This window comes from Amycolatopsis mongoliensis, from assembly GCF_030285665.1.
Lineage (GTDB): Bacteria > Actinomycetota > Actinomycetes > Mycobacteriales > Pseudonocardiaceae > Amycolatopsis > Amycolatopsis mongoliensis.
In genome coordinates this window covers 2,422,347-2,436,140 of the sequence record NZ_CP127295.1, presented here as the reverse complement: position 1 = coordinate 2,436,140, position 13,794 = coordinate 2,422,347, and the positions used below count along the sequence as shown (strand labels likewise).

The window sequence follows — 13,794 nt, the reverse complement described above, 5'->3', positions numbered from 1 at the left end:
GCAACACGCGCCTCCGGGCGATCATTCCCCCAGGTCAGCGTCGGTCGGGTAGGACGGCTGCGCGCCGTGCCGCGTAACGCTGAAGGCCGCGACGCGCACCGCCCGCTTCGCCGCGGAGACGAGGTCGGCGCCGTCCGCGAGCGACGCCGCGAGCGCGCCCGCGAAGGCGTCTCCGGCACCGGTGGTGTCGACGGCCTCGACCTTCGGGGACTCCACCTCGGTCGTGCTGTCCTTCTCCACGACGACCGCACCGGCCGCGCCGAGCGTGACGACGGCGGCTCGCGGGCCCAGATCCAGGAGGCGCCGGAAGTCCGCGCCGGGCCCGGTCAGCCAGGCGGCTTCGTGCTCGTTGACGAGCAGGACGTCGAGCCTGGCCAGCGTCTCCGGGGACAGCTTCGCCGCCGGCGAAAGGTTCACCAGCACCTTGACGCCCTTCTCGGCGGCCCGCGCGACGGCGTGCTCGACCGTCGGCAGCGGCACCTCGAGCGAGGCGACCATGATCTCGACCCCGTCGAAGACGGCGTCGACGTCCCCGGGTTCGAGGCTCGAGTTCGCGCCGGGGGAGACGAGGATGGCGTTCTCGCCGTCCGGGGTGACGGTGATGTAGGCGATCCCGGTCGGCCGGTCGCTCGTCCGGACCAGTCCGGTGTCGACGCCCGCGGCGCGCAGTGAATCGAGCAGCAGCCGGCCGTAGGGATCGTCACCGACGGCGCCGAGGAGCGCGACGTCCGCCCCGAGCCGGCCCGCCGCGACCGCCGTGTTGGCGCCCTTGCCCCCCGGTGAAAGGACGGTGTCGCCGCCCAGCACCGTCTCGCCACCTGCCGGCCGCCGGTCCACCGCGACGACGAGGTCGGCATTGGCGGATCCCACAACGAGGACGTCGGAGTTCATCCCCGCACTGTGCCACGAAAGCCGTCCGACCAGGTCGGGAAGGGGGCCGAAGAGGAAAGTGAAGGTTTTTGTAACTTATCCGGCGTTGAGTGCGACAATCATGCGAGCAGCGGATGCCCGTCACTCGATCGGGGGATGTCATTCCCCCGGCCGTCACTACGCGGACCGGTCCCGCTCTCCAGGTGCGTCATCACGCGAGACGTGGTGGCGGTGCCCAACCGGCGAGAGCCGGCCAGGGCATCATGTCGCCGGCGCCGATCACGTAGCCCCCCGAGTGATCGGCGTCGGCGGCGCCCGCCTCGCGAACAAGGACGGTCGGTCACGCGGTCACCGTCGCCTCCTCGAGTTCGGCTGTGAACATGCGGAACCGGTTCGGCTGGTAGACCGCCATCGCCTCCCGCACCTGACGGGCAGCGGCTGCACTGAACGCCTCCGGCAGCCGGTACGCGCCCTTCTCGCCGGGCAGCCGGTGCGTTCCCAGCTCGGCTCCGAGCTGCCAGAGGCCTCGCAGTTCACCGCGCCGCCCGGGCGCCGGATCCATGAGAAACAGGTCGATCACGCGGAGCACGAGACCGTCGTGGTCGATCGTGGTGAGCCGGACCTCGGCGACCTCGGTCCAGTCGAGCATGAACGTGGTCTGACCTCGGCGGTACCAGCCGAATCCGTCGGCCGAAATCGTCACCGCCGTCGCGTACTCGCTCGTCCGGTACCACCGCGGGGTGAAGGCCACGAGCCAGATCGGAGCCGCGAGGCACATCAACCCGACGGCGGTCAGGATTTTTCGCGCGTCGCCAGAGCCGGCGAGCGACCCGGCGATGGCGGACACCGCACCGGGCACCATGATCGAACCGGCAAGCCGCCAGTACCGCTGCGCCGACCACTCGGTGGGCACGATCTTCCGGCTTTCCCGCCCACCACCCGGCCCGGTGCCGGCGGCCAGCACGCAGGTCGGCGAGGCGAGTCGAACGGTCGCCTGCCACGGCTCGGTGCGGTGCCGCAGCCGCTTCCGCCGGTGCAGCTCGGCCCAGGCGGCGAGACCGACGAAGAACCCGATCCCCGGCGCGATGGACCACCACACCAGCCGTTTTTCGGCGGCGCGCCGGAACGTCCTCGATCCTTCGACCGGCACCGGCTTGCCGATGTCCGCGGGGGTGAGCTCGTTCAGCTCGAACCGCGCTGACCGGATGGTGCCGTCCTCGGTCGTCACATCCGCGGTGCAGAACCAGTAGATGCCGATACCGCCACGGCTGATCGGCCCGACGCGTTCGCACGACGTCACCCGCGCGAAGGCGTCCGCCTCGCTCGGCCGATCCGGTCCGTACTGGACCATGCCACGGGCCGTCACGCTCCAAAGCGCGAGGACGACCACCAGGACGACGAGCACCTGGACGGCGATCTTCCCCCACCGCGGACGGCGAACTTGAGGAACCGACTCGAAGCCGGCCGGCAACGACGAGCTCATCGCCTCACTCCAACGAGCCAGAAATTCGCTGAGTCCCGGGATGCCCGGAGAACGGCTGCTCATCTTCCGCGGTCACCGGGCCAGACCTCGGCACCTTGTCGACCGGGTAGTTCGCCGAGTGGTCTTCCGGCACGATCGACGTTTCGTCGCGGTCGTGCTGCTGTTCACCGGCGGACTGGCCGGGACCAGTGGCCATCTGCTCGAAAAACTTCATGAAGGCTTCTTGGGCTGCGCCCTTCCCAAAGCCCTGGAACATCTCGCCGGCCGCTTCCACGGCCGCTTCCGGCAGGTGACCGAGGCGGCTCACCATTCGCTGCGCGACGGGCTCCAGGACACTGCAGATGGTCCGCAGGAAGTCCCTCGCTTTGGAGAAGGCCCTGGCCAGCCTGCCGCACTCCTCGACCATCTTCCCGCCCTGCTGGACCGCGAAGGGAATCCCTTCTGCGGCGAGCCCGGCCGGGTATGCCGGCGGCGGGTAGCGCATCAGGATCTTGACGATCTTGGCAAGAGTGTCGGTGATGAGGTCGCGGATGATGGTCCGGACTACGTCGAGGATCGTCTTGCAGATTCCGATGACAGTCGAAACCTTCGTCGCAGCGTCCGACAATGCCGCGTACGCGTCCAGTTGCTGCTGCACGTAGACGCGGTACTGATCGGCGACCTTGCCTTTCCAATCGAGGCAGTTCTTCCGTACTTCTTCAGTGAGCTTCTCGGCGGTCTCCTGGACACGCTTGCCGATCGTTTCCCACTTCTTGCCTTCGAGATCAAGAGCGTCCTGATCGCCGGCGACCCAGTCCAGCGGCTCCTTGAGGAAGTCGACGTGCTCGATCAGCCAGCCGAACCCCCAGCTGAGGAGCGTCTCGAACGGGTCCTTGATCAAGTCCTTGGCACTCAGACCCGCGTTCGCGAGAGCGAACAGCCCTTCGGTCCAATCGCCGTGGATGAGCTTTTCCGCGCCGCCGACCAGGTCCTGAAGCCCACCGGCGCCCTCGAGGAAGCTGTCCACCGGGTATTTCTCGGCGTCGGTCGCCTTCGTCGCCTCGTCGAGCATGGAATCGTCAGCCACCTCGTACCTCCGAGGCGTGGTTCACGAGCGCCGACGCGGATGCTTCGTCGACCCGGCGTGCCTTGGCCCATGCCTGCACCGCCTGCACGTGGTACTCGGCGCCCTTGACCGCGGATTCCAGCGTTTCCCGAGTTTGCCCGGCCACGTTGTCGCACCAAAGGTCGAGCAGGCAGAGCTGGCCGATCAGCCCGAAAGCCTCGGATCCGATGGGGTCGTGCTTACTCAGCTCGGCGGCTTCCTTCAGTACCTCGAACGTCGCTTCCATCTGCTTGGCGTGCGCGTCTATCGCGTCCGGGTTCTCGTCGAACCCGGGCCCGGTCTGTCCGGCCATCATTCCTCCCCTCTCCGGTGGCTCAGCGCAGGTAGTCGCCGTCGCCGAAGTAGTCGTCGTCCGTGCCGTCGGCTGGTGGTCGGGCCACGCGGGGTGGCGGCTGCGGCGGCGCGGCGGCAGGCTTCGGCGGTTCTTGGTCGGCGATGAAGCGAGCCCCGTCGTCACGGGCTTCGAAGCCGCCTTCGACGAAACCCTGAGGCTGCGGCTCGGGGTATTCGCGTTGCAGCTGGCCGACCAGCTCGGTCATCGTCTCGGTTCCCGCGATCGACGGAACTCCGGCCTCGACCGCAGCGGCGAGCTTGCTTTGCGCGGCCTGGACGGTCCGGAGGATCTCGTCGGCCAGGGTGGACTTGTCCCGGACCGCATGGCCGATCTCGAGGCCGACGAGGTTGCCCAAGTGGTTGACCTTGACCGCGATCTGGCCGTCCTTGCTGCGCTCGGCAACCGAGACGGTCTCCATTTCGGCCCGCATCCGGTCAGCCTTCTTCTGGGCTTCGGCCATCTTCGCTTCGAAGCTCGAGAAGAGTTGCTCAGGGTTCGTCACGCGAACCTCCCCCGTTCACGTCAGTAGCCGTACGGCGACCGAGTGTGGCACACCGGCCCGACAGTTTCGGGGGAGTTCCGGTTTTCCCCACCCTTCCGGGCGGTAAGCCCCGTGTTCGCGCTGGTCAGCGGCTCGTAGCGTGACTTTTCATGAACATCTCCGACTGGAAACGGACGATCTACGCGCTCCTCGCCCTGCCCGCCTTCCTCGCGGGGCCTGCGGCACGGAGACGGCTCGCGCTGCGCTGGCTGGGCGCCGAACCACGGCGTGGGGGATTCCTCGCCAGCGTCGCGGCTTTCCCGATCGCCTTGCTGGTCTGGTACCTCGTCGGCCGGATCGCGACTTTCGGGTTCTTCTGGACCGAGGCCGGCGCCGCCGGGTCGTGGGGCGGGCCGTCGCTGCTCGGGGCGTGGATCGTGCACTTCTTCTGCGCGCTCGGGATGGCCGTCGTCTGCATGTGGGCGCTGCGGCCGCTGACGCGGGCGGCTGACCTGGTCAATTCGTCGCACGACGCGTAACCGGTGAGGTATTGTCCGTGACGCAAGAGGGGTGATCGAACGCGAGGGGAGCGCGGTTCGGTGGGGTTGTTCGGCGACATGCTCGACGCTGCCCAGCACGTCGGGTCGGAGATCGCGCACGCCGTCCAGTCGGGCGGTGAGGGGCTCGGCAAGGTCCTGAGCGGCGCGGGCGTCGGCCTGCTCGCGGGCGGGCCGCTCGGCGCCGTCGCGGGCGCGTACGTCGGTTCGCAGACCGGTACCGGGGCGGCGAACCCGCAGGCGGCCGGGCTGTCACCCGGTCAGCTGGTCCAGGCCGTGATGAACGGTCCCGGCACCGAGTCGCTGCAGAAGGTGCACCAGGCGGGCGTCGACCAGTCGACTTACCAGCGCCGGCTCGAGCAGGGCACGCGCGAACTTACCTCCGGTCTCGAATCTGCGTGGACGGGCGGCGCGTCGGACGCGGCCCGGGACCGGCTCCAGCCGTTGACGGCGTCGGCGACCTCGGCTTCCACGACCCTGGACCGCAACTCGACGCTGTCCCAGGCGCAGATCGACCAGTTCCACCAGATGAAGAACTCCCTGCACCCGGACGTCACCGACCAGCCGCCGACGCGCAGCGCCTGGGACGTCGCGACGCCGTGGGACACCGACACCGAAGACAAGATCAACCAGTACAACCAGAAGGCCCAGGAGAACGTCGAGCGCTACAGCTCGTACGCGCAGCAGTCCGACACGAACACCGCGGCGCGGACGATCGACTACGGCCAGCTCCGGGAGTACACCGGCGGCGATTTCACGGTGCAGGACCCGAAGAAGCCCGTCGAGCCGCCACGGAAGCGGACGCGGACCGGTGGCGACGACGACCGGTCGATCGGCGCCCAGGTGCAGCCGCCGCCGGCGGTCCACCCGCCGGTCGTCCAGCCGCCGCCTCCGGGGCAGGTCACGCCGCCGGGCCCGAGCACGCACACGCCGGGCGTCGACGACAGCGTCCGCGCGCAGGGTTACGTGCCGCCGTCGACGCAGTACCCGCCGGGCTACCAGCCACCGGGCACGGGACCGGGCGGCGGGTTCGGCCCCGGCTCGGGTCCCGGCGGCGGGTTCGGGCCCGGCTTCGGCGGCGGCTTCGGGCCGGGCTCGTCGTCCGGGCCGGGCAGCGGCACGGGATCGGGTGCCCGCGGACCCGGCGCGGCCACCGGAGCCGGCGTTCCCGGCGAAGGACGTCCGGGCACGGCCGGCGGGATCCGCGGCGGCGCGGCGGGCAAGCCGGGCTCGCCGGGGATGGGCGGCACGGGCCACGGCGCCAAGGGCGGCAAGGGGGAGGAGGACGCGGAGCACCAGCGCGCGTCCTACCTGGTCGAGGCCGACCCGGAGAGCATCTTCGGCGGGTCCGACGAGCGGACCGTGCCGCCGGTGATCGGGCTGTGATCTTCCTGCCCAAGGCCGCCCTGCTCACCGCGTGGGAGTGGGAGCGGCACGGCCCACCGCCCGCGGTCCTCGGCATGGACAACCTCTGGCTCGGCGACGAGACCCGCAAACGGCTCGAGGAGAAGGTCCTCGACGTCCTCACGTCCCTCCGGCTCGCGGCGGGCGGCACGCTGACGCGGGAGTTCCGCGACGTCCTGCGCATCCTCGCGAGGGGCGCCCACCAGTTCACGGCGTGGCTGGGCGACATCGCGGCGGACGAATCGGGCACGGTCCTGATCGCGGCCGACGGCCCGGACGCGCTCCGGCTGATCCGGAAGGACGACACGGTCCGGATCGACGTCGTGGAGCCGTCGCGGCTCGCGGAATCGCTGGTGGACGTGCTGCCGCCGGTGCCACCGGCCCGGATCTCGCCCGTGTCGATTCCGGAGGCGCGGTTCTCGGGCCGGGAGGACTCGTACGAACTCAGCGACCCGACCGACGACCGCGGCCCGGACCCCTTGCTCTGGGCGCGACGGCTGATGGCGGCGAAGCGGCTGGGCCTGCACCAGTGCTACGCGGTCAAAAGGGGTGTACGCAGTGCGCCGATCACGGCTGTGGACGTCGCCGGGGCCGGGCGGGTGCTGACGTATGTGTATCCGGCACGGGAGCGGATGGTCAGCTTCCAGCCGGGGACCCGGGGTGCGCTGACGGACGTGCTGTACGCGACCCTGAACGGGTTAGGGGGAGGACGATGACGGGCTCGATCTTCAGCGGGATCGGCTTCTGGGCGACGGACCTGGCCAGTGGGGCGTCGCCGCCTGCTGGCGGGCAGGGGTTCGCGATGAGCAGCTCGGAAATGCGGGCGATGCTCAAGAACGCGGAGGACCTGCGGATTTCGATCCAGCAGCAACGGGACGCCGCGCAAGTGCTGTCGCAGGCGACGCCGCCCGCTCAGGAGCCGGCCAGCGTCGGTGCCGTCGTCGGTCCGAACGGGGTGAACGAGACCGGGCGCTTCTATCAAGGCCATCTCGACTACCAGTACAACTACCTGTCCGAGTTGATCAAGCGCCTGCAGAAGGCACTCGGCATAGTCGAGGCGGCCGACCAGCAAGCGGCAGACGATACGAACAAGACGAGCGGGGCCTTCGAATGACCAAGCGATCCATCACGACCATGGCCGCGATCATGGCCGGCGGCTTGCTGATCTCCGCGTGCGGCGGCACCCCGAAGGCACCGGCGTCCACCTCGGCCGCACCTTCGAGTACCGCTTCGGTGAACAGCGACGTACCTGCAGTGCCGAGTCCCCTCCCGGCGAAAGCACTCGATGGCAGCCCGTGCGACAGCGCACTCACCAGCAGCCAAGTCACCCACTTCCTCGGGCAGTCGACCCCGGCCAAGCCCAGTGACACCCAACTCGGCCCGATGTGTCAGTGGAGCAGCGCTTCCGGATCAGGAGCAGGCATCACCGTCGCATACCAGACGGAATCCGATCAGGGAATCGGGCTGGCTTACGAGAATGTGAAGCCCAAGGCCGCGCGCTGGCAGCAGCTCGAGCCGGTGCAAGGATTTCCTGCCGTCGCCTACACGAACACCGAGGACAAGCGCGCCTGCGTCGTCGTGGTCGGCGTAACCGACCAGCTGGCGTTTTCGACGGGATTGACGCTCGGGGACAAGTCCGCGGCCCAAGGCAAGGATTGCTTCGACGCTGCTCCGGAAGTGGCGGACGCCGTGCTGACCAATCTCAAGGCGCGGGCCTGAGCTGCACCTTTTCGTTACGGCGGAGATCGCGTTAATGCAAGACTTGTCGTAGTAAGCACCTAGACTGTTCGGATGAGCCACCCCACCCGCAGGGGTCGCGCGCGAGCGGCTACCGAACAGGACATCCGGCGGACCGCCCGGAAGCTGCTCGTCGAGCAGGGGCCGGAGGCGGTCACCCTGCGCGCCATCGCGCGGGAGCTGGGGATCACCGCGCCCGCGCTCTACCGGTACTACGAGTCGCGGGATGACCTCGTCGAGAACCTGCGGCTGGACGTCTGCGCCGATCTGGCCGACGAGCTCGCGGAGGACATCGCCGAGCTGCCCGACGACGGCATGCTGCAGCTGTTCGCCATCTGCAAGGGCTTCCGGCGGTGGGCACTCACCCACACGAAGGAATTCACGCTCGTCTTCGCGTCGCCGACCGGTGGGGTCGGGTCCGCCGCCGGCTCCGCGCTGAGCCGGGTCGACGAGCCCTTCGGGCGCATCTTCCTGGCCGCCGCCGGGCGGGTGCTCGCGCGGACCGACATCGTGCTGCCATCCGCCAGTGGCGTGCCCGACGAGCTGCGGGACGACCTCCAGACGTTCCAGGAGTCGCTGGTCGCCGTGCTCGCCGAGTCCGACCAGGACGTGCCGGTGGAGAAGATCGACCTCGGCGTGACGTACCTGATGATCCAGTTCTGGGCCCGGCTCTACGGGCACGTCACGCTCGAGGTCTTCGGCAACTACCCGATCCCCATGTCCAAACCGGACGTCCTGTTCGAGGCGATGCTCATCGACCTCGCCCGCGAGATCGGGCTCTACTCCGGCTAGGCCGCGTGGCCGCCGTCCACCGACAGCACAGCCGCCGTCACGTATCCGCTGCCCGGTGAAGCCAGGTAAGCGACAGCCGCCGCCACTTCGGACGGCGAGCCGTAGCGGTCGAACGCCGTCAAAGCCCGCTGGTCCGCCGCATAAGGGCCGTCGGCCGGGTTCATGTCCGTGTCCGTCGGGCCCGGGTGGACCAGGTTGACCGTGATGCCGCGCGGGCCGAGCTCGCGCGCCAGCGCCTTGGTCAGGCCGACCATCGCCGCCTTGCTCGTCGCGTACAACGCCATGCCCGGGCCGGGCACGCGGTCCGTGACGCAGCTGCCGATCGTGATCACGCGGCCGCCGTCCCCCAGGTGAGCGGCCGCCGCCTGGGTGGTCGCGAACACGCCGCGGACGTTCACCGCCAGCACCCGGTCGACGTCTTCCAGAGACGTCTCCGCCAAAGGCCCGACGAAGCCGACACCCGCGTTGTTCACCAGCACGTCCAGCCGGCCGAACTCGGCGACGGTCGCCGAGACGGCCGCCGACACCGCGTCCGCGTCCGCCGAATCCGCCTGGACCGCCAGCGCGCGCCGGCCGAGGTTCTTGATCTTGTCGACCACCTCGGCCGCCCGCGCGCCGTTGTGCTGGTACGTCAGCGCGACGTCCGCGCCGTCCTCGGCGAGCCGCAGTGCCGTGGCCGCGCCGATGCCACGGCTGCCGCCCGTCACCAGCGCCACCTTGCCGTCGAGGGTCATCCCCGGTTCTCCTTCGATCGAACGGATTTCCTTGACCGTTCAATCAAATCGGGAACGCCCTCGCGGCACCGGCGGCTTTCCGACGTGGTGCTACAGGACGATGTTGACCAGCCGCCCCGGCACCACGATCACCTTGCGCGGCGCGCCGTCGCCGACCATCGCCGCGACCTTCTCGTCCGCCAGCGCGGCCGCCTGGACCGCTTCGGACGTCGCGTCGGCCGGCACGGTGACGCGGGAGCGGACCTTGCCGTTGACCTGGATCGGGTACTCGACCGAGTCCTCCACCAGGTACTTCTCGTCCACCACCGGGAACGGGCCCTGCACCAGCGAATCCGCGTGGCCCAGCCGGTGCCACAGCTCCTCCGCCAGGTGCGGGGCCAGCGGCGCCAGCATCAGCACCAGCGGCTCGGCCAGCTCGCGGGGCGTCGACGCGGCCGCGCCGTACACCTTGGTGACGTGGTTGTTCAGCTCGATCAGCTTCGCGCCGGCCGTGTTGAACCGCATCTCCGCGTAGTCCTCGCGGACGCCCGCGATGGTCTTGTGCAGCACCTTGCGGTCCACCTCCGAAGCGTCCTCAGTGGACACTCGCAGCTCGCCGGTCTGCTCGTCGACCACCAGGCGCCACAGCCGCTGCAGGAACCGGTGCGCGCCCACGACGTCCTTGGTCGCCCACGGGCGCGACATGGCCAGCGGGCCCATCGCCATCTCGTAGAACCGGAACGTGTCGGCGCCGTAGTTTTCGGCCATTTCGTCCGGCGTGACGACGTTCTTCAGGCTCTTGCCCATCTTGCCGTACTCCCGGGTGACCTCTTCGTCGTTGAAGAAGTACTTCCCGTCGCGCTCCTCGACCTGCTCGGCCGGGACGTAGACGCCGCGCGCGTCCGTGTACGCGTACGCCTCGATGTAGCCCTGGTTGAACAGCCGCCGGTACGGCTCCTTGGACGTCACGTGGCCCAGGTCGAACAGCACCTTGTGCCAGAACCGCGAGTACAGCAGGTGCAGCACCGCGTGCTCGACGCCGCCGATGTACAGGTCGACGCCGCCGGTGTCGTCCGCGCCGTACTCGCCCGGGCGCGGGCCCATCCAGTACGCCTCGTTTTCCGGCGCGCAGAACGTCTCACTGTTCGTCGGGTCCAGGTAGCGCAGCTGGTACCAGCACGAGCCCGCCCAGTTCGGCATCGTGTTGATGTCGCGGCGATAGGTCTTCGGGCCGTCGCCCAGGTCCAGCTCGACCTCGACCCAGTCGGTCGCGCGGGCCAGCGGGGACGACGGCGTCGAGTCGCGGTCCTCGGGGTCGAACGTCACCGGCGAGTAGTCGGCGACCTCGGGCAGCTCGATCGGCAGCATCGACTCGGGCACGGCGTGGACCTCACCGTCCTCGTCGTAGACGACCGGGAACGGCTCGCCCCAGTAGCGCTGGCGCGAGAACAGCCAGTCGCGCAGCTTGTACTGCACGGTTCCGGCGCCGGCGCCCTTTTCGGTCAGCCAGTCGATGATCGTTTTCTTGGCCTCGGCGACGTCCATGCCGTCCAGGAAGCTCGAGTTGATCGCCGGGCCGTCACCGGTGTACGCCTTGCCGTCGAAGCCTTCGGACGGCTGCACGGTCCGGATGATGTCCAGGCCGAACTTCTCGGCGAACTCCCAGTCGCGGACGTCCTGGCCGGGCACGGCCATGATCGCGCCGGTGCCGTAGCCCATCAGCACGTAGTCGGCGACGAAGATCGGGATCTGCTTGTCGTTCACCGGGTTCGTCGCGTACGCGCCGGTGAAGACGCCGGTCTTCTCCTTGTTCTCCTGCCGGTCCAGCTCGGACTTCCGCGACGCGGCGACGCGGTACTCCTTGATGGCCTCGGCGGGCGTCGCCGCACCGGCGGTCCAGCGCTGGTCGACGTCCGCGGGCCACGCCTCGGTGACCAGCTTGTCGACCAGCGGGTGCTCCGGCGCCAGCACCATGTACGTGGCGCCGAACAGCGTGTCCGGCCGGGTCGTGAAGACCTCGATCGCGTCTTCGCCGGTCTCGAACGTGACGCGGGCGCCGTGCGAGCGGCCGATCCAGTTCCGCTGCATGGACTTGACCTTCTCCGGCCAGTCCAGCAGGTCCAGGTCGTCGACCAGGCGGTCGGCATACGCGGTGATCCGCATCATCCACTGCCGCAGGTTGCGGCGGAAGACCGGGAAGTTGCCGCGCTCGCTGCGGCCGTCGGCGGTGACCTCTTCGTTCGACAGAACGGTGCCCAGGCCCGGGCACCAGTTGACCGGCGCTTCGGAGATGTACACCAGCCGGTTGTCGTCGATCAGCTTCTTCCGCTCGGACGCACTCAGCGCCGCCCAGTCCTTGCCACCGGGCACCGGGCGTGAGCCGTCGGCGAACGCGGCCTCCAGCTCGGCGATCGGCCGCGCCTTGCCGGCCTCGGTGTCGTACCAGGAGTTGAAGATCTGCAGGAAGATCCACTGGGTCCAGCGGTAGTACTCGGGGTCGATCGTGGAGATGCGGCGACGCTCGTCGTGCCCCAGGCCCAGGCGCCGGATCTGGCGCAGGTAGGTCCGGATGTTCTCCTCGGTCGTCTTGCGCGGGTGCTGCCCGGTCTGGACCGCGTACTGCTCGGCCGGCAGGCCGAACGCGTCGAAGCCCATCGTGTGCAGCACGTTGCGCCCGATCATCCGGTGGTATCGGGCGAAGACGTCGGTGCTGATGAAGCCCAGCGGGTGCCCGACGTGCAGGCCGGAGCCCGACGGGTACGGGAACATGTCCTGGACGAACAGCTTGTCGCTGGGCACCGGCTGCCCCTCGACCGCGAGCGGCCCGACCGGGTTCGGCGCGTGGAAGGTCCCCTGGTCGGCCCAGTGGTCCTGCCAGCGCTGCTCGATCTGGCCCGCCAGCGCGGCCGTGTAGCGGTGCGCCGGGACGTCCGCCCCTGTCGCCTCAGTCATCGCCGTCATCCTTCGTCACTCGCTCCAGAAACAACTCGACCCCTCAGCCACCAGGGCATGAGGGGTCGCCGCGCCGGCCGGGCCGGGCCCGGTCAGCGCGGCAGGCTAAGGAGCAGCCGAGCCGTGTTCACACCTTCATCGTAACTTGCTGGTCAAAGCCGTTCGGAGGGGACCGCCAGTGCGAAGAACTGGGTGACCTGGGTGGGCGAGAAGTTGTTGTCGCTGACGAGCACCAGGCTGCGCTCGCCGTCCGGCAGTTTCGGGCCCCACGTCATGCCTTCGATGTTGTCCACAGTAGACAGACCGAGGTCGGCGGCGTCGAAGAGGAACCGCTTCTTGACCGGCTTGACGTGCTTCGCGTCGGCCAGGGACTTGACGTTCAGGACGTTCGTCGCGCCCTTCGTGTCGATCTCGTAGACGCGCACCTTGTTGCCGACGCCGGTGCTGAACGAGCGTTCCATCATGAGGAACTTCGTCGGGTCGGCCTGGTCGACGGCCAGCATCGAGGACACGCCGGTGGTGGCGAACGCCGTCGGCGGCACCGGCGCGGCGAACAGCGGTTCCTGCGGGTAGGCGTACTGCGCCAGGACCGGGCCGAACCGCGACTGCAGGGTGATCCGCGAGAGCGCGCCGGTGGTCGTCGTCGGCTCCGGGCCGTCCTGCAGCAGCGGACCCTCGACCTCGCTGGCCAGGAGCGAGCCGAACCCGGTGAAGGTGAGGCCTTCGAGGACCAGGTTCTGCCGCGGCCCGGCCGTCGGCGTCATCTTCTCGTTCGCGGGGATCGGCAGGTCGCGGACGTATTCGCCGTCGCGGCGCGCTTCGCGGATCGACGGGTCGATCAACGTCGTCGCCGTCCGCTCGCCCTCCTGCGACCAGTAGTAGTCGCCGCTCCACGGGTCGACGCGCAGCTCTTCGGGATCGATCGTCTGCTCGTTCTGCGGCTTCGAGGGGTCGTTCTGCGTGAGCGGCGGGTACGGCGTGCCGTCCGGGCGCAGCAGCGGCTTGGTGCCGGTGAAGGTGACCGGGCCGACGCCGTTCGCGGACACCGGGAAGGTCGCGGTGTAGAAGCGGGCGGGGTTGATCGCCGAGCGGTCGTCGCAGATCAGCGCGTATCCGCCGGTCCGGGGGTCGTAGTCGATGCTGGACAGGCCGCCGACCGTCGTGCTCTGGAACTGCAGGGAGTTCGGGACGATCTGCTCGCCCAGCAGCCGGATCGGCCGGGCGTGACTCTCGGTGGCGCTCGCCGGCGTCGCGGCGAGGATTCCCCCGATCAGGGCAGTGGCCAACGCGGTGGGCAGTACACGGGGTGACATGGCCTGTAGCACAGTCGGTCAGGGTATCCGGCAGGTTGCCGGGACGTCACGCT

14 protein-coding genes are annotated in these 13,794 nt (G+C 69.4%); 6 read left to right on the top strand and 8 right to left on the bottom strand.

Annotated features, from left to right (window positions below; all coding sequences use genetic code 11):
- Positions 1-21 precede the first annotated feature (21 nt).
- The 5 genes from QRX60_RS11785 to QRX60_RS11765 form a co-directional block, all read right to left on the bottom strand.
- Positions 22-891 carry a ribokinase gene (locus tag QRX60_RS11785; RefSeq protein WP_286000809.1) on the bottom strand — a complete coding sequence of 290 codons (870 nt, stop codon included), beginning with the start codon at positions 889-891 and terminating at the stop codon, positions 22-24.
- A gap of 319 nt (positions 892-1,210) precedes the next feature.
- Positions 1,211-2,353, bottom strand: a complete 1,143-nt coding sequence (locus tag QRX60_RS11780; RefSeq protein WP_286000808.1) for a DUF6346 domain-containing protein — start codon at positions 2,351-2,353, stop codon at positions 1,211-1,213.
- Positions 2,354-2,357: 4 nt separating this feature from the next.
- Positions 2,358-3,419: a hypothetical protein gene (locus QRX60_RS11775; protein WP_286000807.1), complete on the bottom strand. Its 1,062-nt coding sequence runs from the start codon at positions 3,417-3,419 to the stop codon at positions 2,358-2,360.
- Positions 3,412-3,753, bottom strand: a complete 342-nt coding sequence (locus QRX60_RS11770) for a hypothetical protein (RefSeq protein ID WP_286000806.1) — start codon at positions 3,751-3,753, stop codon at positions 3,412-3,414. Before QRX60_RS11770 ends, QRX60_RS11775 begins: the two co-directional genes overlap by 8 nt.
- Positions 3,754-3,772: 19 nt before the next feature.
- A complete protein-coding gene (locus QRX60_RS11765; RefSeq protein ID WP_286000805.1) occupies positions 3,773-4,252 on the bottom strand; it encodes a YbaB/EbfC family nucleoid-associated protein in 480 nt (159 codons plus the stop codon).
- Positions 4,253-4,443: 191 nt separating this feature from the next.
- Here QRX60_RS11765 and QRX60_RS11760 point away from each other — a divergent pair, with 191 nt between their 5' ends.
- From QRX60_RS11760 to QRX60_RS11735, 6 genes are all read left to right on the top strand, one after another.
- Complete coding sequence (locus QRX60_RS11760) at positions 4,444-4,812, top strand: hypothetical protein (RefSeq protein ID WP_286000804.1); 369 nt, start codon at positions 4,444-4,446, stop codon at positions 4,810-4,812.
- A gap of 462 nt (positions 4,813-5,274) precedes the next feature.
- A complete protein-coding gene (locus QRX60_RS11755) occupies positions 5,275-6,216 on the top strand; it encodes a hypothetical protein (protein WP_286000803.1) in 942 nt (313 codons plus the stop codon).
- A complete protein-coding gene (locus QRX60_RS11750; RefSeq protein WP_286000802.1) occupies positions 6,213-6,950 on the top strand; it encodes an ESX secretion-associated protein EspG in 738 nt (245 codons plus the stop codon). The genes QRX60_RS11755 and QRX60_RS11750 overlap by 4 nt, the downstream gene beginning before the upstream one ends.
- Complete coding sequence (locus QRX60_RS11745) at positions 6,947-7,348, top strand: hypothetical protein (protein ID WP_286000801.1); 402 nt, start codon at positions 6,947-6,949, stop codon at positions 7,346-7,348. Before QRX60_RS11750 ends, QRX60_RS11745 begins: the two co-directional genes overlap by 4 nt.
- On the top strand, positions 7,345-7,953 hold the full coding sequence (locus QRX60_RS11740) for a DUF3558 domain-containing protein (RefSeq protein ID WP_286000800.1): 609 nt from the start codon (positions 7,345-7,347) through the stop codon (positions 7,951-7,953). The genes QRX60_RS11745 and QRX60_RS11740 overlap by 4 nt, the downstream gene beginning before the upstream one ends.
- 72 nt (positions 7,954-8,025) lie before the next feature.
- On the top strand, positions 8,026-8,763 hold the full coding sequence (locus QRX60_RS11735; RefSeq protein WP_286000799.1) for a TetR/AcrR family transcriptional regulator: 738 nt from the start codon (positions 8,026-8,028) through the stop codon (positions 8,761-8,763).
- On the opposite strand, the gene QRX60_RS11730 is transcribed toward QRX60_RS11735, so the two are convergent.
- The 3 genes from QRX60_RS11730 to QRX60_RS11720 form a co-directional block, all read right to left on the bottom strand.
- The gene (locus QRX60_RS11730) at positions 8,760-9,497 is read right to left on the bottom strand and encodes a 3-oxoacyl-ACP reductase family protein (RefSeq protein ID WP_286000798.1); all 738 of its coding nucleotides are present in this window, start codon (positions 9,495-9,497) and stop codon (positions 8,760-8,762) included. The genes QRX60_RS11735 and QRX60_RS11730 overlap by 4 nt on opposite strands.
- Before the next feature lie 90 nt (positions 9,498-9,587).
- Positions 9,588-12,428 (bottom strand): leucine--tRNA ligase, encoded by a 2,841-nt coding sequence (gene leuS / locus QRX60_RS11725; protein ID WP_286000797.1) that lies wholly within the window; start codon positions 12,426-12,428, stop codon positions 9,588-9,590.
- 152 nt (positions 12,429-12,580) lie between these two features.
- Positions 12,581-13,741 carry an esterase-like activity of phytase family protein gene (locus tag QRX60_RS11720; protein WP_286000796.1) on the bottom strand — a complete coding sequence of 387 codons (1,161 nt, stop codon included), beginning with the start codon at positions 13,739-13,741 and terminating at the stop codon, positions 12,581-12,583.
- Between the last annotated feature and the right edge of the window lie 53 nt (positions 13,742-13,794).

Coding starts and splice junctions, on each gene's coding strand:
- QRX60_RS11785 (WP_286000809.1), bottom strand. CDS start 891: ATGAACTCCGACGTCCTCGTTGTGGGATCCGCCAATGCCGACCTCGTC.
- QRX60_RS11780 (WP_286000808.1), bottom strand. CDS start 2,353: ATGAGCTCGTCGTTGCCGGCCGGCTTCGAGTCGGTTCCTCAAGTTCGC.
- QRX60_RS11770 (WP_286000806.1), bottom strand. CDS start 3,753: ATGATGGCCGGACAGACCGGGCCCGGGTTCGACGAGAACCCGGACGCG.
- QRX60_RS11765 (WP_286000805.1), bottom strand. CDS start 4,252: ATGGCCGAAGCCCAGAAGAAGGCTGACCGGATGCGGGCCGAAATGGAG.
- QRX60_RS11760 (WP_286000804.1), top strand. CDS start 4,444: ATGAACATCTCCGACTGGAAACGGACGATCTACGCGCTCCTCGCCCTG.
- QRX60_RS11745 (WP_286000801.1), top strand. CDS start 6,947: ATGACGGGCTCGATCTTCAGCGGGATCGGCTTCTGGGCGACGGACCTG.
- QRX60_RS11740 (WP_286000800.1), top strand. CDS start 7,345: ATGACCAAGCGATCCATCACGACCATGGCCGCGATCATGGCCGGCGGC.
- QRX60_RS11735 (WP_286000799.1), top strand. CDS start 8,026: ATGAGCCACCCCACCCGCAGGGGTCGCGCGCGAGCGGCTACCGAACAG.
- QRX60_RS11730 (WP_286000798.1), bottom strand. CDS start 9,497: ATGACCCTCGACGGCAAGGTGGCGCTGGTGACGGGCGGCAGCCGTGGC.
- leuS (WP_286000797.1), bottom strand. CDS start 12,428: ATGACTGAGGCGACAGGGGCGGACGTCCCGGCGCACCGCTACACGGCC.
- QRX60_RS11720 (WP_286000796.1), bottom strand. CDS start 13,741: ATGTCACCCCGTGTACTGCCCACCGCGTTGGCCACTGCCCTGATCGGG.